Source organism: Mesorhizobium sp. M0571 (assembly GCF_040320985.1).
In the GTDB taxonomy this organism is placed as follows: domain Bacteria; phylum Pseudomonadota; class Alphaproteobacteria; order Rhizobiales; family Rhizobiaceae; genus Mesorhizobium.
This window is the reverse complement of the sequence record NZ_JAMYQT010000041.1, coordinates 1-21,980: the sequence shown is the minus strand read 5'-3', so window position 1 is coordinate 21,980 and position 21,980 is coordinate 1. Positions and strand designations below refer to the sequence as shown.

General features: G+C 59.9%; 22 protein-coding genes and 2 pseudogenes. 15 read left to right on the top strand and 9 right to left on the bottom strand.

Features of this window, described 5'->3' with window-relative positions:
- The first annotated feature begins 374 nt into the window (after positions 1-374).
- Positions 375-833: a hypothetical protein gene (locus NKI85_RS29735; protein WP_352526851.1), complete on the top strand. Its 459-nt coding sequence runs from the start codon at positions 375-377 to the stop codon at positions 831-833.
- A 660-nt stretch (positions 834-1,493) separates the two neighbouring features.
- A complete protein-coding gene (locus tag NKI85_RS29730; RefSeq protein WP_352526852.1) occupies positions 1,494-1,868 on the top strand; it encodes a hypothetical protein in 375 nt (124 codons plus the stop codon).
- Positions 1,869-1,945: 77 nt separating this feature from the next.
- Here the strand turns inward: NKI85_RS29730 and NKI85_RS29725 are convergent.
- Positions 1,946-2,095, bottom strand: a pseudogene (locus tag NKI85_RS29725) (GMC oxidoreductase); the annotation flags it as partial.
- A gap of 121 nt (positions 2,096-2,216) precedes the next feature.
- Between NKI85_RS29725 and NKI85_RS29720 the strand changes: the two are divergent.
- Positions 2,217-2,618, top strand: a complete 402-nt coding sequence (locus tag NKI85_RS29720) for a GNAT family N-acetyltransferase (protein WP_352779733.1) — start codon at positions 2,217-2,219, stop codon at positions 2,616-2,618.
- Between the two features lie 456 nt (positions 2,619-3,074).
- On the opposite strand, the gene NKI85_RS29715 is transcribed toward NKI85_RS29720, so the two are convergent.
- The 5 genes from NKI85_RS29715 to NKI85_RS29695 form a co-directional block, all read right to left on the bottom strand.
- Complete coding sequence (locus NKI85_RS29715; protein ID WP_352526853.1) at positions 3,075-4,472, bottom strand: cation diffusion facilitator family transporter; 1,398 nt, start codon at positions 4,470-4,472, stop codon at positions 3,075-3,077.
- Between the two features lie 62 nt (positions 4,473-4,534).
- Complete coding sequence (locus tag NKI85_RS29710) at positions 4,535-5,404, bottom strand: alpha/beta fold hydrolase (protein WP_352526854.1); 870 nt, start codon at positions 5,402-5,404, stop codon at positions 4,535-4,537.
- 14 nt (positions 5,405-5,418) lie between these two features.
- The gene (locus NKI85_RS29705; protein ID WP_352526855.1) at positions 5,419-5,607 is read right to left on the bottom strand and encodes a DUF1289 domain-containing protein; all 189 of its coding nucleotides are present in this window, start codon (positions 5,605-5,607) and stop codon (positions 5,419-5,421) included.
- A gap of 3 nt (positions 5,608-5,610) precedes the next feature.
- Complete coding sequence (locus NKI85_RS29700) at positions 5,611-7,620, bottom strand: heavy metal translocating P-type ATPase (RefSeq protein WP_352526856.1); 2,010 nt, start codon at positions 7,618-7,620, stop codon at positions 5,611-5,613.
- 16 nt (positions 7,621-7,636) lie between these two features.
- The gene (locus NKI85_RS29695) at positions 7,637-7,912 is read right to left on the bottom strand and encodes a metal/formaldehyde-sensitive transcriptional repressor (protein WP_352526857.1); all 276 of its coding nucleotides are present in this window, start codon (positions 7,910-7,912) and stop codon (positions 7,637-7,639) included.
- A 160-nt stretch (positions 7,913-8,072) separates the two neighbouring features.
- Between NKI85_RS29695 and NKI85_RS29690 the strand changes: the two genes are divergently transcribed.
- From NKI85_RS29690 to NKI85_RS29665, 6 genes and pseudogenes are all read left to right on the top strand, one after another.
- Entirely contained in the window at positions 8,073-8,615 is a 543-nt protein-coding gene (locus tag NKI85_RS29690) for a Chromate resistance protein ChrB (protein ID WP_352779730.1), read from the top strand.
- Between the two features lies 1 nt (position 8,616).
- A complete protein-coding gene (locus NKI85_RS29685; protein ID WP_352526859.1) occupies positions 8,617-9,864 on the top strand; it encodes an MFS transporter in 1,248 nt (415 codons plus the stop codon).
- A gap of 93 nt (positions 9,865-9,957) precedes the next feature.
- The gene (locus NKI85_RS29680) at positions 9,958-10,509 is read left to right on the top strand and encodes a phosphatase PAP2 family protein (RefSeq protein WP_352526860.1); all 552 of its coding nucleotides are present in this window, start codon (positions 9,958-9,960) and stop codon (positions 10,507-10,509) included.
- Between the two features lie 35 nt (positions 10,510-10,544).
- Positions 10,545-10,823, top strand: coding sequence for a DedA family protein (locus NKI85_RS29675; protein WP_352526861.1), 279 nt, complete (start codon positions 10,545-10,547; stop codon positions 10,821-10,823).
- Positions 10,824-10,865: 42 nt separating this feature from the next.
- Entirely contained in the window at positions 10,866-11,717 is an 852-nt protein-coding gene (locus NKI85_RS29670; RefSeq protein ID WP_352526862.1) for a phosphatase PAP2 family protein, read from the top strand.
- Positions 11,718-11,750: 33 nt separating this feature from the next.
- Positions 11,751-12,173, top strand: a pseudogene (locus tag NKI85_RS29665) (LssY C-terminal domain-containing protein); the annotation flags it as partial.
- An 815-nt stretch (positions 12,174-12,988) separates the two neighbouring features.
- Here NKI85_RS29665 and NKI85_RS29660 read toward each other — a convergent pair.
- Positions 12,989-13,807 carry an SDR family NAD(P)-dependent oxidoreductase gene (locus NKI85_RS29660; protein WP_352526863.1) on the bottom strand — a complete coding sequence of 273 codons (819 nt, stop codon included), beginning with the start codon at positions 13,805-13,807 and terminating at the stop codon, positions 12,989-12,991.
- A 109-nt stretch (positions 13,808-13,916) separates the two neighbouring features.
- Positions 13,917-14,192, bottom strand: coding sequence for a LysR substrate-binding domain-containing protein (locus tag NKI85_RS29655; protein WP_352526945.1), 276 nt, complete (start codon positions 14,190-14,192; stop codon positions 13,917-13,919).
- A gap of 135 nt (positions 14,193-14,327) precedes the next feature.
- Here NKI85_RS29655 and NKI85_RS29650 point away from each other — a divergent pair, with 135 nt between their 5' ends.
- The 5 genes from NKI85_RS29650 to NKI85_RS29630 all read left to right on the top strand — a co-directional run bounded on the left by NKI85_RS29650 (position 14,328) and on the right by NKI85_RS29630 (position 19,855).
- Positions 14,328-15,233 carry a LysR family transcriptional regulator gene (locus NKI85_RS29650; RefSeq protein WP_352526864.1) on the top strand — a complete coding sequence of 302 codons (906 nt, stop codon included), beginning with the start codon at positions 14,328-14,330 and terminating at the stop codon, positions 15,231-15,233.
- A gap of 176 nt (positions 15,234-15,409) precedes the next feature.
- Positions 15,410-16,435, top strand: a complete 1,026-nt coding sequence (mgrA, locus tag NKI85_RS29645; RefSeq protein ID WP_352526865.1) for an L-glyceraldehyde 3-phosphate reductase — start codon at positions 15,410-15,412, stop codon at positions 16,433-16,435.
- A gap of 65 nt (positions 16,436-16,500) precedes the next feature.
- Complete coding sequence (locus NKI85_RS29640) at positions 16,501-17,529, top strand: aldo/keto reductase (protein WP_352526866.1); 1,029 nt, start codon at positions 16,501-16,503, stop codon at positions 17,527-17,529.
- A gap of 48 nt (positions 17,530-17,577) precedes the next feature.
- A complete protein-coding gene (locus NKI85_RS29635) occupies positions 17,578-18,495 on the top strand; it encodes an NAD-dependent epimerase/dehydratase family protein (RefSeq protein ID WP_352526867.1) in 918 nt (305 codons plus the stop codon).
- Positions 18,496-19,498: 1,003 nt separating this feature from the next.
- Positions 19,499-19,855, top strand: a complete 357-nt coding sequence (locus NKI85_RS29630; protein ID WP_352526868.1) for a hypothetical protein — start codon at positions 19,499-19,501, stop codon at positions 19,853-19,855.
- A 201-nt stretch (positions 19,856-20,056) separates the two neighbouring features.
- On the opposite strand, the gene NKI85_RS29625 is transcribed toward NKI85_RS29630, so the two are convergent.
- Positions 20,057-20,347: a hypothetical protein gene (locus NKI85_RS29625; protein ID WP_352526869.1), complete on the bottom strand. Its 291-nt coding sequence runs from the start codon at positions 20,345-20,347 to the stop codon at positions 20,057-20,059.
- Between the two features lie 333 nt (positions 20,348-20,680).
- Between NKI85_RS29625 and NKI85_RS29620 the strand changes: the two genes are divergently transcribed.
- The coding region (locus NKI85_RS29620) for a glucoamylase family protein (protein WP_352779723.1) at positions 20,681-21,980 on the top strand (1,300 nt) is incomplete at its 3' end.

Below are 21,980 nucleotides of genomic sequence, written 5' to 3'. Positions count from 1 at the left end.
CTCCGACCGGCCCGGAATGGGGCAAGAACGGAACATCTGCCGCATCAGCTCCGACAGACTCACGTTACCGTCGTTCTCAAAAACAGCGGCCTCGGCGGACGTGATGGAGACGGATCACGACAGGTCCAAATCGAAATCGAAGGTAAGGTGGTGACGGCAAAAATCCAGACAAGTGGCAACGACAAAGGGCATTCCCTGGGTAATGGCCCAACCTACTACACCATCGCTCGACCGATACGCGGAGAGCCCTGGTTTATCGAGTATGACGACGCGAACGGCATGCGCCAGAAAAGCTGGTTCAATCCCAACATGCCATAAGCCAAGCCATCACGCAGGACGAGGACTGTGAGGACCACAATTCAGGGAGGTTTGTAGTGTTCAAGGCGCTTCTCCTGTCCACTATGATTATGAACACAGGCGCAGTGTTGACGGCGGCTGGTCAGAGCGACAGGCCGCGATCAAGCGTGGACAATCCGATGTGGCCCGCTTCACTGAAATGGGACTGCAAGACCGCTGCCAAAATCGTGTGTGAGCGTGATGGCAGTTGCTCGGTGGCTGAGGGCCACACCGGATTTGTGCTGAACTACGGCAGCAACGAAGCTGAGTTCCCGGCCAGCAATGTCAGGATCAAACGCCACTATCAACAGACTGTGCAGGCAAGCCCTTTGCAGCAGGAAGTTAAAGTCGAACTGGCCGACAACCGGGTTCTATGGCTGACGGCCGTGGATGCCAGCCGCACGTATTCGGAAGCGTGGGTCGGCGCACTGAGCGAGTTGAAGGGTGGCGCGGTACTGATGGAATCCGAGGGAGTCTATTGCATGCCGCACAAGTGAGTGCGCCGAGAGGGCAGGCGAGCAAAGGGCGATATGGTCTGACCGGGGCGCCGGACGTCGGCGTTACAGAAGCGTTCAGAGTGTTCCGTCCAGGTTTATCGGGCGATGAGGTGATAGTAAGTAATATAGATCCGTCGCATCGATACTTAGAGTGGGAGTGACTGTCACAACACTTGATATGGATTCTCCATGGAACTGTCAAAGAGGTTGAGACGCGAGCCATGCATACTTGGAATAACTGAGAAATATTTACTTTTACTGGTGAAAGTCGCATAATCTATCTTATGGAACTTGACATTTATACAATGATATCAGCTAGGTCGACAATATTCATTATGTTAAATTGAGAGGATTAACGCGGATCTGGCAAATCAGCAGGAAGGCGACCACGGACAACTAGCAACGGGCTGCGCGGCCCTGTGCGAGGGTCGTCACAAGGGTGTGCACAACGCCGTAATTGCAGGCTCACGCCGCGGCCTTTACTGCCGTAATGATCGCCTCGATGTCGCGTTTGTTAACCGGCGGGATCACTCCCGACAGTAAGGACTTTTCCATCTTGCCCTCGCCGACAAGGCGCGGGCGCTCTATGGGGAGCGGTATGCGGAGTTTCTCGACCGCGTCCAGGCCTATGCATACTTCCCCTATGCGGTTCTTGAGGGCGTGTCGGATTTCCGCGATGGAGAAATCACCGTCCGCTTCGAAGGCATCAGCGGCCGTATCGACCAGGGCGCAAGGATATTGTTCAACCTGAAGCCCAATGGCGACTATCTCACGATTCGCGCCAATCCTCTGGAGAACAATCTTGTCCTATGGAAGTTCGAGAAGGGGAAACGCTCGTCGGTGACCTGGGTCAAGAATACCCCAACCCCAACCCATGAATGGCACCAGCTGAAGGTACGTATTGCGGGCACCAAGGTCGAAGGCTATGTCGACAGCAAGCTCTACCTCCAGGACACACTGCCTGAAGCGGTGACCGGGCGTGTTGGCTTGTGGTCGAAGGGCGACAGTCACGTGTATTTGATGACTTCACCGTAACTCCGGCTGACTGATCGGTGCAGCTGAGCGAAGAAGACAATGTGGCACGATTGAAGTTAAAGGGCGATCAAATCGACCTATCCACTCGCAAGCCGCTGTTCGATCGCCTTTGCAGTCCGAAGTGCCAGCGTCGCAATGGTGACCGTCGGATTGGTCGGCGCGCCCGTCGAGAAGACACCGGCGCCCGCGACAAAGAGGTTGCTGTGATCGAACGAGCGGCAGTTCGAATCGACGACACCAACTTCGAATCCTTAGCCATTCGAAGCGTGCCCATGAGATGCCCTGAGCCGGAATAGACTCGACCTTTCAAATCGCTGAATTCCCAGGTCTCTTCGGCGGCGCCCACGGTTGCGCCTGGCTGCCTTGCGCGCAGTCGAAAAAGAGGCGACCGGTCTCGAGCGAACCCAGTTGCTGGAACGCCTCCTTCAGGATGGCAGCGGCATCATCGTTATGGATGCTGGCCGCATCATGGGTTACGGGTTCCGCCGAAATTTCGGCCGCGGCGAACTGATCGGCCCCGTCGCCGCCTCGTCGGAAGTCCAGGCAAAAGGCCTGATCGCGTCGCTGATTTCGACCGCGAAAGGATTTGTCAGAATTGACATCGAGGGCGCTCAGACCGGTCCTGTTCCCTGGCTGGAGGGGCAAGGCCTTGCCGATTGGGGTCCCGTGACGCGGATGGTTCGAGGTCGAGTTTCGCCATGCAGCTGGATCATGAAACAGTTCGCCGTGGCCAGCCAAGCTTTCGGTTGATTCGACCTATTGCAACCCGGTCAGGATCGTAAATCGGGTCTGCGAAGGTTGGCCAGAGCGGGCAAGCCCAACGACTCGCTGTCTGTCAGTCAACGCCTTTCGAGGAAACCGATCATCGATGTGGCGGGCGGCAGGCCAAAGCTGCCGTGGCCGCCATCGAGCAAGTCAGGGGTGACGCAGTACCAGTTCCGGGCGAATATGCCATAGGCATCCCAGCACCGCGCAGCTGGTTCCGCCCCCGTCGCGGGTTGGCAATGTCCAACACTGCGCTAGACGAAATTTCAACGCGACGTCGAAATCGAGTTGGGCAAAGGCATTTGAATGGAGATGGGTGAGCGATTGTACGACCTTCGACCGAGCGATGGTATTCTGGTCAGTTTACTTACGGCGGTCACGCTTATTCTGACGGTTCAGCTCAGCGAAATCTCGCCCGATGCTTAGCTGTAGGCCCCACAGCTATAGCGCAGGTTCGGCATGACCGATGACGCGCGCGACTGCTGGATGGTCCGAGCGAATCCGCCTTTCTACCTCGTCAACAGTTCGATGAGCTTCCATAACCGGCATGTCGGCGGGCACGTGGCAATGGAAGTTCACAATAAGGCCAAGCTCGGTTGCCCGAATCCGAACGTCATGAACATCCTGGAGGGCGTCTGATTGTTGCGCCGCGATCGCGAGGGCCAACTCCAGAGCGCGGTGCTGATCATCGGAAACATCCCTCCCCTCGAGCCAGTTCGCTGCCATCGGTTCGATATGCGTATCAATTTCTGTCTCCGGTCCTAGTTCATCACGGAGTGCGGCCTCCAGACCACTGGCGATCGAGTGCGCTTTATCGATGCTGAGTTCGGCCTTCACCTCAATATCGAGACTGACTGAAAGCTGCTTCTCTACGCGCTGAATGGTCAAGCGATGCATCGCGACGCCGCGATTGGCCGCGATCACCCGGATACGCGCTTCGATGGTCTCATCATTGGCGGAACGTGGTTCGGCAATCACGGTCACTTCAGCGTTCCGAAACTCTCGTTGCACAGCGTTGATGATGTCAGCTTTGACCGCCGCCACCCGCCCAAGCGGCAGCGTCCGGCTGACAGCGATGGCGAGCTCAACAAAGAGGATTGCGCCTGCCGTGCGCACCCGGACGCGCTCGACGGCGAGGACGTCCGGAATGTCACCAAGCATCGACGAAAGGACGCTGCCGGCGCCGTCCGGTGCCGTATCGACCAAGGCATCAAAAGATCGCCGCCCGAGCTTTACCGCCGCCGTCAGAATGAAGCAGGCAACGATCAGTGCCGCGATGGCATCCGCCGACATGTAACCGAAGGTAACGAAGACCATCCCAATCAAAACCACGCCGGATGCGAGCATGTCGGACAGGAAATGCAGGGCGTCCGCCTCCAGCGCCGGACTGCCCGTGGCTTTGGCAACCTTGCGCAGTGCTCGGACCCGCCAGAAATCGACAATGATCGACACCACCAGGACAGCGATGGCAATCGGGGCGGCCTCAATGACCTGCGGCTCGCCCAACAGACGCCTTCCCGCCTCCAAGGCAATCCATCCCGCTGCGCCGAAGAGCAGCAAAACTTCAAAGAGCGCAGCCATGCTCTCCATCTTGCCATGGCCGAAATGGTGGTCGTCATCCGCCGGCTTATCGCTGACACGAACCGCGCACCAGGTGATTAGCGTTGCAACGAAATCGGACGATGAATGAACGCCCTCGGAAATCAGGCCGATACTGCCGGTCAGAGACCCGATCACGAATTTTCCGATGGCCAGGACAGCGCTCGACAGCATCGAAACCAGGGCGACGCGTTCTTTTTCTTTTTGCATGATGTTCATTTCTTTTTGCATGATGTTCATTCCGTTCTCGGAGAGGCATCGATTGCGAAGGTGGCGTTTTAGGCACCGCACCTCCCGAACTGTCAGCTCAGGAATGACTGCACCGCAGCGGCGACCGCGTTAGGACATTCCTCGTGGATCGCCAGCTTGCCCTTCGCCAACCGTTTGACCTGGACATTAGGAAGTTCGGCCAGCGCGTCCATCTCGGTGCGTGACTTCCGGGGAGTCTCATCGCCATAGACGACGAGGATGGGCACATCCGAGCGCCGGGCGAGATCGAGGGAGGCCCCGCGACTGTCGACCCGGTCGAGACCGCCGCTGACAAAGCGAACCGAAGCATGTCGCGCGCCCGGAGCGCGGGCGACGGCGATCTTGGCGGCAAGGCGATCGCCGCCCAGCCAATTGGGATCGCTATAGACATGCTCGCGCGCCATTTTCCCTATGATGAGCCGGCTGACATTGAGGCGGTAAAACAGTGGGCCGGTGACGGGGTTGTCGATAGCGGCACGGATACGGGCGAACCAAGGGCCTTGGCCGCCCATCATCGTCGGCAACGGCCCTCGCCAAGTAGGCGCGATCAGAACGAGGCGGCTGATCGTGCCGGGCTTATAGGCGGCTTGGTGAAGGGCGTAAGTCGCAGCATGGCCAGCGGCGATGACCGCATGGGGCGGCGATACGATCTCGCTCAAAAAAAACCAGTTGAGAAACGCCGAGAGGATTTCCGGCGACCAATCGTCTCTCGATCGCACCCGGTCGCCGAACCCGGGCCAGTCGACGCTGCTGGCCCGGAACTCCGGCGCGAGCAGATTGAGGAGAGGTCGCATCTCCGCACGCGTCGAGATCGAGCTCAGGGCCGGCAAGAGGACGATGGAGGAGCCGCTTCCCGCCTCGTCCCTGCCAAGAGTGATTTCCCCGCTCTCCCATTTGCAACGTATTGTCTTTGGCGTCGCCATGTGTGAACGCGTCGTCAAAGGGACGTCTTGCGCGCGGCCAGCTTGGCCTGGCGCCGCCGACGTTCGGCCAGGATCTGGCAACGCTTGTGATCGGTGAACTTCCGCCATTGGCGAATCTCAGCCGTGGTGCGGAAGCACCCGGCACACAGGTCGGCCTTGCGGTCGAACCTGCAGACATCGAGACATGGCGATTCCAGAGCCATCACTCAAACCTCGCCAGGTTCAGGCTTGAGTTCGGATGGCGCCGCGACCGTCTTCTCGGGCGTCGGCAGCAGACGGGCCGAGTTGAGAATGAACACCAGTTCCGAGACGACATGGATGCCGGCCGCAAGCAGCGGATTGAGGAAACCGAGGGCGGCCAGCACGATACCGATCATGTCGACGCCGATGGTGCCGGCGAAGTTCTGCCAGATGATGCCGCGCGTGCGTCTGGCGACCACGAGCGTCTTGACGAAGCGCTCAAGATCGTTGCCAAGCAGCACGATGTCGGCACTCTCCTGGGCCACATCGGTGCCAGAGCCCATGGCGACGCCGACATTGGCTTGCGCCAATGCAGGGGCATCGTTCACACCGTCGCCGACCATGGCGACGATGCGTTTTTGCGCGACCAGCGCCTGGACACGCGCCAGCTTGTCCTCCGGAAGCAGTTCCGCCTCGATGTCTTGAATACCCAGCGCCCCGCCAACGGCGACAGCGACACGGCGCGCGTCCCCGGTGAGCAGGATCGTTTTGATCCCCATCCGATGCAAGGCTTCAATGGCCCGATTGGCTTCAGGCCGGACCGTGTCAGCCACCGCAATCGAGCCAAGCAGGCGCCCGTCTAGGGCCACGAGCACTTCCGAACCTGCATCCGTACCCTGGTGACGGGCGACCGACGAGTCGATTCCGTTGTCAGCCATCCAAGCCTGATTGCCGACCAGAATGGTGGTGTCATCGACCTTGGCGGCGATTCCCCGGCCCGGTGTATAGGCGAAACTCGCTGGCTCGATCACATTGCGGCCTTGGCTGCGGGCATAGGTGACGATCGCCTTGCCGAGCGGATGCTCGGAGCGCAGCTCGGCCGCGGCCGCGGCGTCGAGAAGCGCATCCGCAGTGATGCCGTCCACGGGTACGACCTGCTGCACCTCTGGACGCCCGAAAGTCAGCGTTCCCGTCTTGTCAAGCACCACCGTGTCGACATGGCCCAGGGTCTCCAGATGCACGCCGCCTTTGACAATGGCGCCGAGCCGGGCTGAGCGGCCGATGCCGCCGAGAATAGCGAGCGGCGTGCCGGCCGCGATGCCGCAGGCGCCCGCGACGATGATGACTGAGATCGTCGCGTAAATATCGCGTGTGATCAAAAATGTCAGGATGGCTGCGCCAAGCGCAAAATAGACGAGATAGCCGGCCAGGCGATCAGCGAGACGCTGGACGGGCGCGCGGGATTTCTCGGCCCGTTCGACCGCTTCGATGATCTTGCCGTAACTCGTGTCGCGACCAATCCGCTCGGCGCTAACCTCCAGCGCACCGGATTGGTTGATAGAGCCAGCAAAGGCCTGGGTGCCAGCCGTCTTCTCGACCGGCATGGATTCGCCGGTAATGCGGGATTCATCAACGAAGGAATGGCCCGAGAGTACGGCTCCGTCGACGGGGATGCGGCCGCCTGGCGCGACCAGGATGGCATCGCCGACCGATAGCTCCTCCGCCGAAACGGACTTGATCGAACCGGCCCGGCGAACAGACACCTCGCGCGGCAGGAATTCAAGCAAGTCGCGGATCGCTTTGCGGCCACGGCCGACGGTCAGACCTTCCAGAACCTCGGCGACGAGAACGAACAAGGTGATGACGAGCGCGGTGAAGAATTCGCCGATGGCCGCCGCCGCGACGATCGCGATCGTCATCGACAGTTCCATGGTCATGCGGCGTTCAAGAATGTTCTCGAAGGCCTCCTTCAGGATCGGCCAGCCACCAATCAGAAGGCCGACGATGCCGATCACGCTGATCGCCGGATATGGTTCCCAGACCCGGAACCACACGGCCGCTGCGGCGATTGCGACAAGACCGATGCGCACGGCCTCCGACCATTCGAAGGGATGCTCGTGATCGCGCCCGTGCTCATGATCGTCGTGATCATGGTCGTGACCGTCATGATTGTGATCGTGAGCGGCCGGAGCGGTGGTGCTAGCTTCGGCGGTATCCGCCAGCGTTCGGCAATGGGCGGCGTCTTGGACGGCCATGATGACAAACTCCGTTCTATTTTAGGTAGGCGCGCACGACATCGATGAGTTCGGCGGCGCCTTCGTTGCGTTGCTCCTGGGCCAGCTCGTGGTCGGCCACGTGGAGAAGAATGTGATCTTCGACCACCTCGGCCATCAGGCCGTTGATGGCGCCGCGAACGCCGGCAATCAGTTGCAGCACGTCGGCGCAACCCTTTTCGTCCTCGAGCGCCCGCTCGACGGCTTCCATCTGGCCGCGGATGCGCCGCACGCGGTTCAGTAATTTCATCTTCTCGCGGGTCGTATGCGACATGCAGATCTCCTTTCTGAAGGTTTATATAGTATACCCCCCTATGATATCAAGCGCGACTGAATCAGCCGGGCAGTTGGCTGTTCACGCACAACCCCCTCCTGACAGCCGAACGTCATTCGTTGGGGATGATTTGTAACGGTCGTTGCATTATGATGAATCCATGGTTGCTCCATCCTGGCTTCTTCTGACCTATAAAGTGCCGCCCGAACCGGCCACCAAGCGCATTGCGTTGTGGCGTCGGCTGAAGGGCATGGGTGCTATCTATCTGCAGAACGGCGTCTGCCTGCTGCCGAAGACAGACGATCACGTCCGGCGGCTGAAGATGCTGGAGAACGACCTTTCCGGGATGGGCGGCGAGTCCGTCATCCTGGAGACCGTCGCTCTCGATCGTGCCCAGGAGGACAAGGTCGTCGCCCGCTTCAAGGCCGACCGGGACGAGCAGTATCGCGAGTTCCTTGGACGGTGTGCCGATTTCGAGAAAGAGATCGCCAAGGAGATCGCGATCAACAAGTTCACCTATGCCGAGCTCGAAGAGGAAGACACCGACCTGAAGAAGCTCCAGGGTTGGCTGGAGAAGATCAAGAAGCTCGATTTCTATGGTGCGACCTTGGCCGAGGAGGCTGCTGAGCGACTGCGCGCTTGTGAGGTCTTGCTCGACGGTTACGCGCAACGGGTCTTCGACGCCCACGACGAGAACCGCTGAGATGGGCGACGCGGGCGACGGAACAGGCGTTGTGACAACCGAGATCGTCGGTTCCCCAGGAGCCCGGCAGGGCGTTCCTGCCGGTGTTTGGGTCCTCGGCTTCGTCTCGATGCTCATGGACATCTCGTCGGAGATGATCCACGCGCTCTTGCCCATCTATATGGTGACAGTGCTCGGCACCTCGGCTCTGACTGTCGGGCTGATCGAAGGCATCGCCGAGGCCACCGCCTCGATCACCAAGCTTTTCTCCGGTGCGCTCAGCGATTGGCTCGGTAAACGCAAATTCCTGGCTGCGCTTGGCCATGGCCTGGCGGTCCTAACCAAGCCGATCTTTCCCCTGGCGTCCTCGATCGAATGGCTCATAGCCGCCCGCTTTATCGATCGCGTCGGCAAGGGCATTCGCGGGGCGCCGCGCGACGCCCTCGTTGCCGACATCGCCCCGCCGCATCTGCGCGGCGCAAGCTTCGACTTGCGCCAGTCGCTCGATACGATCGGCGCCTTTCTTGGACCGCTTCTCGCTATCGGCCTGATGTGGCTGACCGCAGATTATTTTCAGGCTGTGTTCTGGATCGCGGTCATTCCGGCATTCCTGGCCGTCGGGTTGATCCTGATTGCGGTGAAGGAACCGGAGCGGCCGAAGGAGCAGCGCCGTGTCCGTATGCCGCTGCACCGCGATGAACTGCGCCGTCTGGGCGCGACCTATTGGTGGGTCGTGGCGGTCGCCGCGGTCTTCACGCTTGCCCGTTTTAGCGAAGCCTTTCTCATCTTGCGGGCGCAATCGATCGGCCTGCCGCTGGTGTTGATCCCGATCGTCCTGGTGATCATGAGCCTTGCTTATTCGCTCTCGGCCTATCCGATCGGGATTTTGTCCGATCGCGTCAATCGCCTGACCCTTCTGGCCCTCGGCCTCGGCCTTCTGCTCGCGGCCGATCTCACGCTTTCCTTCGCGTCCGATCTTGTCTGGGTCGGCATCGGTGTCGTGTTCTGGGGCCTCCATATGGGTTTCACGCAAGGCTTGCTGGCAACCCTGATCGCCGAGACCGCGCCGGCCGAGCTGCGCGGGACCGCTTTCGGCATGTTCAATCTGGTGACCGGTATCGCGCTGCTCGTCGCCAGCGTCGTCGCTGGCGCGCTGTGGGACATGGCCGGCCCGCAGGGCACGTTCCCCGCGGGCGCTGTCTTCACGCTGCTGACCCTCGCAGGATTGTTTGTCATTCGCGGGCGACTGAGAGAGCGGGCAGATGCTTGACCCCTCGATAACAGCCCGCTGGTCCTTACTCATCGATCGCCACCAAGCCCAGCACATGCATCAACACTGGAGGCCGAATCCAAGGAGTTGCCTATGTATGAACTCGACGCCGCAATAACCCATGCTATCAACGCGTTGTCAGAACACAGCGGAGCCGTAGACCTCCTGATGATCTGGATTTCCGCGATCGGCGTGCCGCTTCTGGTGCTATCTGTCGCGGTACAGTGGTGGCGGCGAACCGACCGGCCTCACACCCGCCACGTCCTTGTCGTGGCAGGGCTGTCGTTCCTTCTGGGTCTCGCCCTCAATCAGATCATCTTGCTGTTTGTTCACCGGGTTCGACCGTATGACGACGGCGTCACGCATCGCCTGATTTCATCCAGCGCCGATCCCTCATTTCCCTCTGACCATGCGACCGCGACCTTTGCTATCGCGGCGGCGTTCCTTCTGCATGGCATGCGACGCGTCGGGCTCGGATTCCTCGCCGCCGCTGCGGTTGTCACCTTTTCGCGCGTCTACATCGGAACCCATTACGCCAGCGATGTTCTGGGCGGGGCGCTCACCGGGATCGCTGCCGCCGTCATCGTCCGCGCGGCCTATCGCGAAGACACGCGGATCGACCGTCTCATCACCAGTATTCTCTAGGGCGCCGCGCGATGGTCTCGTCTGTGATCTCATCCATGGTTGAGTTCCTGACAGCGCATCCGCATGTCGCCTATCTCGCCGTGTTTCTTCTGGCGCTTTCGGAGTCAATCCCCATCATCGGGGTCGTCGTCCCCGGCACGGCCGTGATCCTAGCGCTCAGCAGCCTGGTGCCGAGCGGCGTGCTGGTTCTCTGGCCGTTGCTAGGCGCCGCAACATTGGGCGCCATCGCTGGTGATGGTCTGTCTTTCTGGCTCGGCCATCGGTATCATCGCGAGATTCTTGGCCTCTGGCCATTGAACAGGCACCCCACCTGATCCAGCGTAGCGAGACCTTTTTCACGCGCCATGGCGACAAAAGTGTCTTTCTCGCGCGCTTCGCGCCCGGCGTCCGCGCTTTCGTTCCGCTCCTGGCAGGCATGCTGGGAATGTCCGTCGGCCGGTTTTTACACCGTCAATATCGCGTCGGCGCTCGTCTGGGCTCCGTCGCATATCCTGCCGGGCGTTCTCGTTGGCGCGACTTTCAGCATTCTCGGTGCGGCCGCAAAGCCACTCGCGATCCTGCTGGTCGTTCTGGTTGTGACGGGCTGGGTGGTCCTGCATATCGTACGCTGGACGCTGCGCCGCGGTGTTCCGCTCCTTATCGTCAGTGTGGAACGGTTGCGGAATTGGGCCGACACCCGCGACACCTGGCTGCGTCGCTGTCTCGCCAGCCTGCTCGATCCTTCACGGCCCGAAGCGCGGGTTCTCGCCCTATTGACCGTCCTTCTCGTCGGCGCGGCGTGGCTATTCTTCGGGGTCCTTGAAGACGTCCTCAGTGGTGACCCGCTGGTGCTTGCCGACGGCGCGATTTACCGCGCCCTCCAGGATCTTCGCACCGCACCCGGCGATGCAATGATGATTGCCGTCACCGAACTCGGCGACACCACCGTGGTAATCATGGTCACTGTCACCGTCTTCGTGTGGCTTGCATGGAAGCGCGCATGGCACACGGCCATCTACTGGTTTGTCGCTATCGCCGGCGCCTCGGCGCTCAACACCGCCATCAAAGTGGCTCTCCATCGGGCTCGACCCGGGGAGCTGCTCTACTCCGGCTGGAGCACATTTTCTTTCCCCAGTGGCCACAGCACGATCAATATGGTGCTTTACGGGTTCCTCGCCTTCCTCATCGCGCGCGATGGCCGAGCCGCTGACGTTCCAGTGGGCCGGTAGTCTGCAAAGCTTGCAAGACGCCTTGCTGCCAAAGGGTTGGCAAACATCGACAGCTTGGGGATCCGGCACCACTCTCGCGTGGCTCACGAGATCAGTTGGTCCATCAAATCTCCCGTAGTTCCCTCTCTCTCAGGCGGGCGATTTCCGAGCCTGACTCTTGTTCGGCCAAGCAGCGCGGCCACGTCTGCCGGTTCACGCCTCGTGCTGCGAGTGTGGGCGGTCGATATCGAGCTCACGAACGGACAGAACTCACCGATCTGGATCGGGTCGGTCGTCGAGGAGAGTCTTTATCATCCCCTCGCACTCCTCACGCTGGTATCGACGCAGCCCGACGTGAATGCACCGAGGCAAGTCCTGGCCGGAGCGGTCGGCGGAGGACGGCTCGTCTTACGGACCATGGGAATGGCGGGTGCAGAATGGGATGGGCGAGTCCTGCTGGCCCGAGAAAACGACTAAGAGGTGGCGCGATCCCAATGATCGCTGCCGCCTGTTTTGCAAATTTTCACGTCAACGGCAGTGTGCAGATCGGCGCGGCAGTCGGCAGGAACTAACGGCAGCCATTCCGAGAGTCAGCACCCTTGCGCTATAGATTCGTCGGATCGGCATGGATCAGTTGACATAACCCCTCCTTCATCAAGGTAGGCAAAGCGGTTCCCTACCCTCTGGAGGAACTCGAACGTTGGGATCGCAAAGACCTGGTCGTCTGCCGCTCCACTCAAGCGATGCAAGTCAAAGAACCGCCTAAGGGAAAGTCCTTGGAACAGGCTGTATAGCTGGACTGGCACCCTCAGCAGTAAGCCGCTGACGCGGCTCGGACACTTTTTTGCTGGTGGCTCCACAACCATCCCACTTGAGATCCCATTCGCACGGTCGGTCCCGCCTGATTCCGTGCAACCCGTGGAAACAGGGAACGGCGATTCGCTAACATCTGCGGTACTGCATTTGGTACTGCATCGCGAATTGAAGTCTCCTTAACCCTTGATTTTTATTGGCTTTTCGACCTCAGTCCGTCCCATCCATCATTGGCAGGACACTTAAGCGATGGATTTGGTGGGCCCGGAGGATGTATCAATTGGCCAAAATCAGAAGTCTTTCCGTATCGTTCCGTATGATCCCCCCAACAGCCACGAAGCGGAGCGCAGTGGACTGAGCGCAGGTCCATGAGGCCCACTTAACCAGCTCAGGTCGGCTGACCGGCGAAATGAGCCAGCGTCAATTCCACTGTTGCAAGCTGTTAGGCGTGTGATCTTCGGGTCAGTTTGAGACCTGCTTCACGGAGTGTCGCCGACCATGCCCGAGAACAGGACTGAGCCGCGCTGCTCGAGAAGCGACAGCGAGGTGTAATCCAGGATCGACAGGCCCCCGTCGGCAATCAAGGTTTGGCCGGTGATGAACGAAGCCTCATCGCTCGCCAGGAACCCGACAGCCGCGGCGATTTCGGCCGGTGTGCCCATCCGGCCGAACGCGCTTGGCGCCACAGCCCAGTCGCCGGCACCAGATGCGGGCGCCGCTGCATCGGTTTCGGTGGCAATCCAGCCAGGACTGACGCAATTCGCCCGGATCCTATGCGGCGCACCTTCGATGGCCAACGATCGTGTGAGCGCCTCAACGGCCGCCTTGGCGACGCAGTACAGGCCCCAATTGCCGTGCAACGTGGCCGTGGACGATATGTTGACAATCGCACCGCCGCCGGAATCCCGCATCACCGGCAAGGCGTAGGAAGCTACAAAGTAGGTGGAGTCCAGGTTGGCGCCGCGCATCTTGTCCCATCTCGCTCCAGGGCGATCGCCTGGTTCGACGCCGCTCCGGCGCGAACCGGCGCCTGCGTTGTTGACAACAACCCGCAGCCGTCCCCAATGGCCGATTTGGCCGATCAGATCCTCGACTTGACGTTCCTCCGACAGATCGCACGGGAAAAAGCGGGCTTCGCCTTTAATCGCCTTTGCTTCCGCTTCAACGGCGCGGCCCTTTTCGAGATCGCGACCTGCGAACGCCACCCGGGCTCCCTCTTTCAGGAAATAGTGGACGATCTCGCGGCCTATCCCTGAATTCCCGCCGGTCACGAGAACGTCTTTGCCTTTAAACCGCATGGTACCTCCTGCAAACGGTGCAGACGCGCGCAGATTGCGGCATCTCTGATCCATTCCGCTGAGAAACGGTGGACCGAAACAGGGATATGCTCCGCTATTCAATTCAGCGTCAGTGCCACAGCGGGTCGAGGATTGGACATCGAGCCGGAGCGAGTTCTTCCCTGGCAGAGGGATGAGCCATATCCGGCAGTTTGTGCGATCGTGTTGATGCTGAGCGTATAGGCCGTGCTTCGGCGATGGCTTCCGGAACAAGGGCTATCGCGGGATCGCGGGCAACCAGTTCCAGGAGCGTTTCAAGGTCGCTGACCTCGAAGACTGTGCGACGCTCGATGCCAATCTCCAGAAAGGCGCGGTCGACGAGTTTCCACGTCTCCCAATCCGACAGCGGGTGGCGGCGTTATTTTTGTGTGGCATGGTGGATCAATCGTGAGGATTTCGATGTCGTCTGCTTAGTGCCTCATCGGCAGGTTTTTGTTTGCACCACGCCCAAGCCGTGGCGATCTCGATAATGGGAGTTGTTATGTCGCTCAGTCGCGCTGAAGTGTACGATCTTTCGATATTCCTGCTCATCGTACAGTATCGGAGTTTTAGAAAGGCGGCGGACAATCTCGGCGTAACCGCATCAGCACTCAGCCACCGGGTGAAAGCGCTTGAAGAGCGACTTGGTGTAAGGCTGCTAAACCGGACAAGCCGAAGTGTTGCTCCAACAGCAGCAGGAAGCGCGCTTGCCGAAAAAGTGAGTGCTGGCCTCGATCTTATCAATTCCGGCCTGGAAGAACTGCACGGGCACCACGAAGGGACTGCCGGGAGTGTGCGGTTGAACGTACTGCGCGATGCGTCGATTTTGCTTTTGCGCCCGGCATTGCCGATCTTCCTGCAGCGCTTTCCCAACATCGAATTGGAGATTGCGGTCGACGATCACTTCGTCGACGTGACTGCGGAAGGCTTCGACGCAGGTCTCAGATATGGCGGCACGATACCGGAGGACATGATCGCCATTCCATTGACGCCACCACTCAAGTGGGTGGTCGTCGGTGCACCGGCCTACTTCGAGCGCCACGGTCGGCTGGAATCGCCTGACGACCTTCATTTCCATCAATGTATCCGCATCCGCACGGGGCGAGGGCAGATTTACAAATGGGAATTCGAGCAGGGCGACGATCGGCGCGAGATCGACGTTCCTGGCTCACTCATATCAAGTGAGTCGGCTTTCGCCATCAATGCTGCGATCGACGGTATTGGTCTGTTTTATTGCCTGGAAAAGCTCGCTGGCCCTCACCTTGCGGCAGGACGGCTGGAAGTGGCACTGCCGCAATGGTCTTCAATCGGCCCACCATTGTCCCTGTACTATTCGAGTCGCCGGCAACTGCCGTTCGGGATCAGTGCCCTCATACAGGTGATACGCGATATCAATCCGCTTAAATGAACTTTGCGGAGGTCGGACCATGCGTGACGATCAAAAATGGTCATCAATGAGCACAGCTCATTGATCCGATTACCTCTCCCCCATTGATTCATTAATCGACGATGCTATTCAATCCGTCAGATGCTGCGCGGCCGATGGGCCGGAATGGCGCATGTAAGGCAAAATACGAGGCTTGAATGTACGTTGCAGATGCCAAGAGATACGACGCGATTGCCTATCGCCGCTGTGGTCGGTCGGGGCTGAAGCTCCCGCCGATTTCGTTGGGCCTGTGGCAGAACTTCGGTGGTCAAGATGTCTTCGAGACCGGCCGCTCGGTGATCCGGCGTGCCTTCGACAAGGGAGTCACTCATTTCGACCTGGCGAACAATTATGGTCCGCCTTACGGGTCGGCGGAAGAGAATTTCGGACTGGTCCTCAAAAAGGACTTTTCGAGCCACCGCGACGAGATGATCATCTCCTCGAAAGCCGGTTGGGATATGTGGCCGGGTCCTTATGGGGCGGGTGGATCCCGCAAGCACCTGCTTGCATCGCTCGAACAGAGCCTGAAGCGAATGGGTGTCGAATATGTCGATATCTTCTATTCCCACCGCCCGACATTGGATGTTCCGCTCGAGGAAACCATCGCCGCGCTCGTGCAGATGGTGCGGCAAGGCAAGGCGCTCTACGTCGGAATTTCATCTTATGGGCCAGATCGCACTCGGGAAGCCGAGCGTGCCCTGCGCGCGGAAGGAATTCCCCTGCTTATCCACCAACCCTCCTACTCCATGCTGAACCGCTGGATTGAGGATGGGTTGCTCGATACGCTGGAAGAGCTTGGTGCCGGCTGTATCGCATTTTCGCCGTTGGCTCAGGGGTTGTTGACATCAAAGTATCTGAATGGCGTCCCGGACGGCGCGCGTGCAGCGCGTGGTGGCTCGTTCGACACAAAGTTGCTGAGTGATGCGAACATAGAGCGTGTCCGCGGACTGAACGCGATCGCAAGCGACCGCGGGCAGACACTTGCCCAGATGGCGATCGCGTGGACCTTGCGAGATTCACGCGTAACGAGCGCGCTGGTAGGCGCGCGCAACGTGGCCCAACTCGATGATTCCCTCGGCGCTTTGGAGAAGCTCGAATTCAATACCGAGGAACTCCACAAAATCGACAGGTACGCAACCGAGGGCGGGATCGACCTCTGGCGAGCTCAATCAAAGGCCGCCTGAGGAGAGACGATAGCATCGGCCCGCGGCGCGACAGGCCCGATTGAGATCCCTGAAGGAGCAAGACCATGGACTATCGCAAGCTCGGCAATAGCGGCGCCGTCGTCTCGGCCTATTGCCTCGGCACCATGACTTTTGGACACGAGTCCGACGAAGCTACATCGTTCGCGCTTATGGATGATTATGTCGAGGCCGGCGGCAATTTCATCGATACGGCCGACGTCTACAGCGCCGGCGTGTCAGAGGAAATCATCGGCCGCTGGCTCAAGAGCAAGCCAGGAATCGCCAAGGATCTGGTGATCGCCACCAAGGGTCGTTTCCCCATGGGCGCAGGACCGAACGATCTCGGCCTGTCGCGCAAGCATCTTGGGGCAGCGCTCGATGCCTCGCTCAAGCGCCTGGGCGTCGAGCAGGTTGATCTTTACCAGATGCACGCCTGGGACGCGCTGACGCCGCTGGAGGAGAGGCTGCGCTTTCTCGACGACTCGATCCGCAACGGCAAGATCGCCTATTACGGGTTCTCCAACTTACTGGGTTGGCACCTGACCAAGGCGGCGTGGCTGGCCAAAGCCAATGGCTACACGCCACCCGTGACGCTGCAACCACAATACAGCCTGCTGGTCCGCGACATCGAACATGAGCTTGTGCCGGCCGCGCTCGACGCCGGTATCGGCCTGCTGCCGTGGTCGCCGCTAGGCGGATGGCTCTCAGGCAAATACAAGCGCGACCAGATGCCGGCGGGCGCCACGCGCCTTGGCGAAAATCCCAAACGCGGCATGGAAGCGTTCGCCGCCCGCAACGCCAGGCCGATCACCTGGAACGTGATTGGGGCGGTGGAAGATACCGCAAAAGCGCTTGGGGCGAGCATGGCGCAGGTCGCGCTGGCATGGGTCGCCGCACAGCCGGCGGTCACGTCGGTTATTCTCGGGGCCCGGACACGAGAGCAACTGGCCGACAATCTCGGTGCGGCCAAGCTGACGCTGACGGACGAAACCATTGCCGAACTCAATGTGGCGAGCAAACCGGAAATGTCGGAATATCCCTATGGAACGGGCGGTATAAGCCAGCGCCACCGCAAGATCGAGGGTGGCCGCTGATTTTGGCGGCACACGAACCGCATCGATAAACATCAAAGGAGGCTCAGCATGTCCGCATCCGATACACCAGGCAAGCGCATCATCTTCACCGGCGGCACTGGCAAGGCCGGCCGGCATGCTATTCCCTACCTGCTGGAGCGCGGCCACGAGGTGCTCAACCTCGATCTGGTACCGTTCACCCATCCCGGTGTCAGGACATTGATCACCGATCTCACCGACAGCGGGCAGGCCTTCAACGCGCTGTCGATGCATTTCGACAGCAGCGGGCTCACCACCGGCAAGGGGCCTGCACCGGTGGATGCTGTCGTGCATTTTGCCGCCATCCCCGCCCTGTTGTTGCGCCCCGACAACGTCACCTTCCAGGCCAATGTCGTTTCGACCTACAATGTCATCGAGGCGGCGACAAAGCTCGGCATCCGCAAGATCATCATCGCCTCGAGCGAAACCACCTATGGCGTCTGCTTCGCGGAAGGGGACAAGGATTACAAGACCTTCCCGCTCGAGGAAGACTATGACGTCGACCCGATGGACAGCTACGGCCTGTCGAAGGTCGTCAACGAGAAGACCGCCCGCGCCTTTGCCATGCGCTCAGGCGCCGATATCTACGCCTTGCGCATCGGCAATGTCATCGAGCCGCACGAGTATCAGCGCTTCCCCGGCTTTCTGGCTGATCCACCGTCGCGCAAGCGAAATGCCTGGAGCTATATCGACGCGCGCGACTTGGGGCAGATCGTCGATCTTTGCGTCCGCAAGGACGGTCTCGGCTTTCAGGTATTCAATGCCGTCAACGACGAAATCACCGCATATGAACCCACGGCGGAATTCCTGCGCAAATGGGCGCCCAATACTCCCCTCTCCCGGGAATTGCAGGCCTCGGAGGCTCCGCTCTCCAATCGCAAGATCCGCGAGGTCCTGGGATTCAAGGAACGTCACAACTGGCGGCAGTATGTAGCCGGTCCATCCTAGGCGTTTTGTCCCGGCATTTGAGACTCCGTCGCAACGTCCGGAGCGACGGCCGCTCGGTCCACGGCGAAGGGCCGTTTGCGATCACATATGTTAATCCGGCGGATGACCCGAGCAACAAATGATCTGCCGTTTCCAAAATTAGGTAGCAGGTCGCAGATGCGCCGTCCAAGGACCGGACAGCGCATCGCACCACAATGGGGCCGGACTGCCGGCCCCACCTCAACATCGAGTTCACATGCCCCGGCAGTGCGGATTTTCATGTTCTGCTCGCTCGCGGCAGCCGGCAGTATCGCCCCGCTTCAGCGCATACGAACCGTGTCTCGGCAACGCCACAGCAGATTCCATGTCGAGACCTGCAGGGAACTCCGGCTCAAATCCTCCGAACGGCTCGAACTTAAAGTCACCGGCGCGAGCGTTGTCGGTCCCAAGAACAATACCGAATCGACTGGGCCAGCAGCCAATCGATTTGGTTAAGACGACATACCCGAACGTGCCAAGCACATATCGTCGTATATGGCTCGCCATCTAAGCAGATAGTCAGCTCAGACCCTCATACAATGGAATGGAATTGCAGCCTGTCTAAAGTAACAGGGGAGAAATCAAAGTGAATCTCTGGTGAACCGACCAATGATCTCCGGCCGCATTTAACGCGTCCCGAAATTGATGCGCCGAAGACCAGTACGACTTGGCGGCGATCTACTATCCGCACCTCGCCGAAGGCACCCAATCTATCTGCGATTGCTGGTGATGTCGGGTCCGCCGAATAGCGCTGCGAGCAGGGAAAGGAATGCGCCATGGAATTACAGGCTCTCGTTACACAGCTGGTATCCGCGGTTCGCGAATTCATCGCGCCGCGCTACAGGCCGGAGTTCCACTATATGCGCGGCCCAGGACCCGCCTGTGCGCGCCGTGAGCAAATCCCGTTGCCTCCCATCCACGACCGAGCAAATCGGCATCTTGGAAGGTCTGCGATTAGGGGGACGCAGCCACGGGGCTACATAGAATGAGGGATACCTTCCGCCTTCCTGCCACGGCCCAGCATCAAGTTTGGTTGGAGGGCAAGCTGGTTGACGTCGGCAGCCCGGTGGCGCTCGACGCCCACGACGCCATGATTGGCCTTCACACCGAGCAGTTCAGCCGGGTCGCCAAGGAAATATCCAGCGGCGGAAGGGACTGCCGCGAACTCGCCCTCGCCTCTCCCGAGACGCAGAAATGGTGGTCTTCCTCCATCGACAACGCGTATGCGGTGGCCGTCGATCCGTTCCACTTTGAGGACTGGCTGGACAGCGTTGGCCTCACCATTGAGGAAGCGGCCGGAGTGTCCAGGGCGTGCTGGGGACCCGTCCAAGCACAGCTTTGACAATCGAATGACCAGGTACGGACCGTAACTTTCGCTGGGAATCAGCCTTCTGTCCGCGCAAAGCTCCCCATTGAGTTCGACTGGGCGTGCTTGTCCTCGAGCGACCAAGACCACGTTCGAATTCATAGACAGGCCCGATCGAACATCGAATCCGGTCCCCACTGGTGCTGTGGAGCCCGGATTCGACGCGGCTGTTGCGGATCACGGACAGTATGGGAAAAGACTGTACGCGTAGGGGTAACCGCAGTAGCCGTCGCCATAAAAATCACTACCATAGCCGCGGCCCCTGAATCCACGATGGCCACCGCGAAAGCCGCCCATATCGCCGCCACCGCCAAAGCCTGCGGCATGGCTGCCACCGCCAAAGCCCCCACCGTGCCCCCCACCGCCGCCATGACCGCCGCCACCGCGCGCCATCGAGGCCGTCGCCGCGCCAGTCGCCAGCATTGCACCCAAAGCGATTGTTGCCAGTATTGTTGTCGATCTTTTCATAGTAAACTCCTTCAGTTTGAGGATATTTGACTTTTTGAAGCCAACACTGATATGGAGGCAGGCGATCATTATTAGTATAATACGTTTGGTATATATATATATATCTCGTAACTACCGATGTAACTTGTTGATAGCATGGCCGCGCCGATGAATGCGTTGTCACAAGACGAGCAGTCGAGCGGGCCACGAAATTGCCAACCACGGAAACGATCTGGTTAGAGTTGGCAGCGGCATTCTGGCGCGGCGTCGGCGCGTCACACCAAGGTATGAGCCCTTTCAGACCAACACCTTATCCCCGCCTACGCACATACGATGCGGGCCTACCCACGTACGATGGAGTGGTTCATCAGCGAGGAACTACACTCATCTCAAAACAGGAGCCGATCCCCCGATAATGGGCAGAAGAAGCGAAACTCTGATGGCGAAACCATGTTGATAAACTCGCTCCTTACAGACACTGACCCGATCGCGCTCTCCGAAACCAATGCTACGCGATTGCCGCAAGCTCGCCGACCGCTGGCGGAACATCGGCATTCTGATTTCAGCAACGCGCAAGCCCGGCGCCTCGATCCCCCTGGCACCCTGTTCAAGGGCAGGACATCAACACCACACAGCCGCTTGCCGAATACGGCATTGCGTGCGCTCGGCGCGGAGAGCGACTGGCAGTCTCCCGATCAAGGACCGAATTCCCATGCCCCCGGCGTCGACGGCAAAGGCGCGCACATTGCGGTCGGCATCGAAACGCTTCCCAGGATCTCCATCGGACGCAGGCACGCCGGTGCCCCTCACCCGGACACGTGTTTGGGAGAGCTCCTCGACACCGTGCAGCGACAGACGCTCCGATATTTCTGGGATTTTGGCCATCCGACGAGCGGCCTCGCGCGCGAGCGGAGCAACGCGACACCGCATGTCGTCACGACCGGCGGTTCCGGCTTCGGCATCATGGCGATACTTGCTGGCGTCGAGCGCGGGTGGATCGACCGGCAAGCTGCTCTCGATCGCCTCATTACAATGGCGTGCTTTCTCGGCGAGGCTGAGCGCCACCACGGCGCCTTTCCTCACTGGATGGACGGCGACAGCGGCCGAACCATTCCGTTCAGTCAATGCGACGACGGCGGCGACATCGTCGAAACGGCATATTTGATGGTGGGGCTTCTTTCGGCGCGGCAGTATTTCAGAGGCCCGGAGGCCAAGGAGCGCATCTTGCGCAGCCTCATCGATGCGCTGTGGCGGGATGTCGAATGGGACTGGTTCACCCGCGGCTCTGACTCGCTCTTTTGGCATTGGAGCCCGGTGCACGGGTGGGCGATGGACCATATGATCAACGGCTGGAACGAGTGCCTGATCACATTCGTCCTCGCGGCAGGGGCGCCACGGTATCCAATCGATCCGAGTGTTTATCACCGCGGCTGGACGGCGGGCCAAGCCTTTGCCAACGGCCGAAGCTTTGATGGCGTCCCGCTCCCTCTCGGACCCGATCGTGGAGGGCCCCTCTTCTTCGCCCACTATTCTTTCCTGGGGCTCGACCCAAGGCGGCTTCGTGACCGCTACGCCGACTATTGGTGCCAGAACGTCGCCTTCACGCGCATCAACCAGGCGCATTGCATCCGCAATCCCGAGAAATTCGACGGCT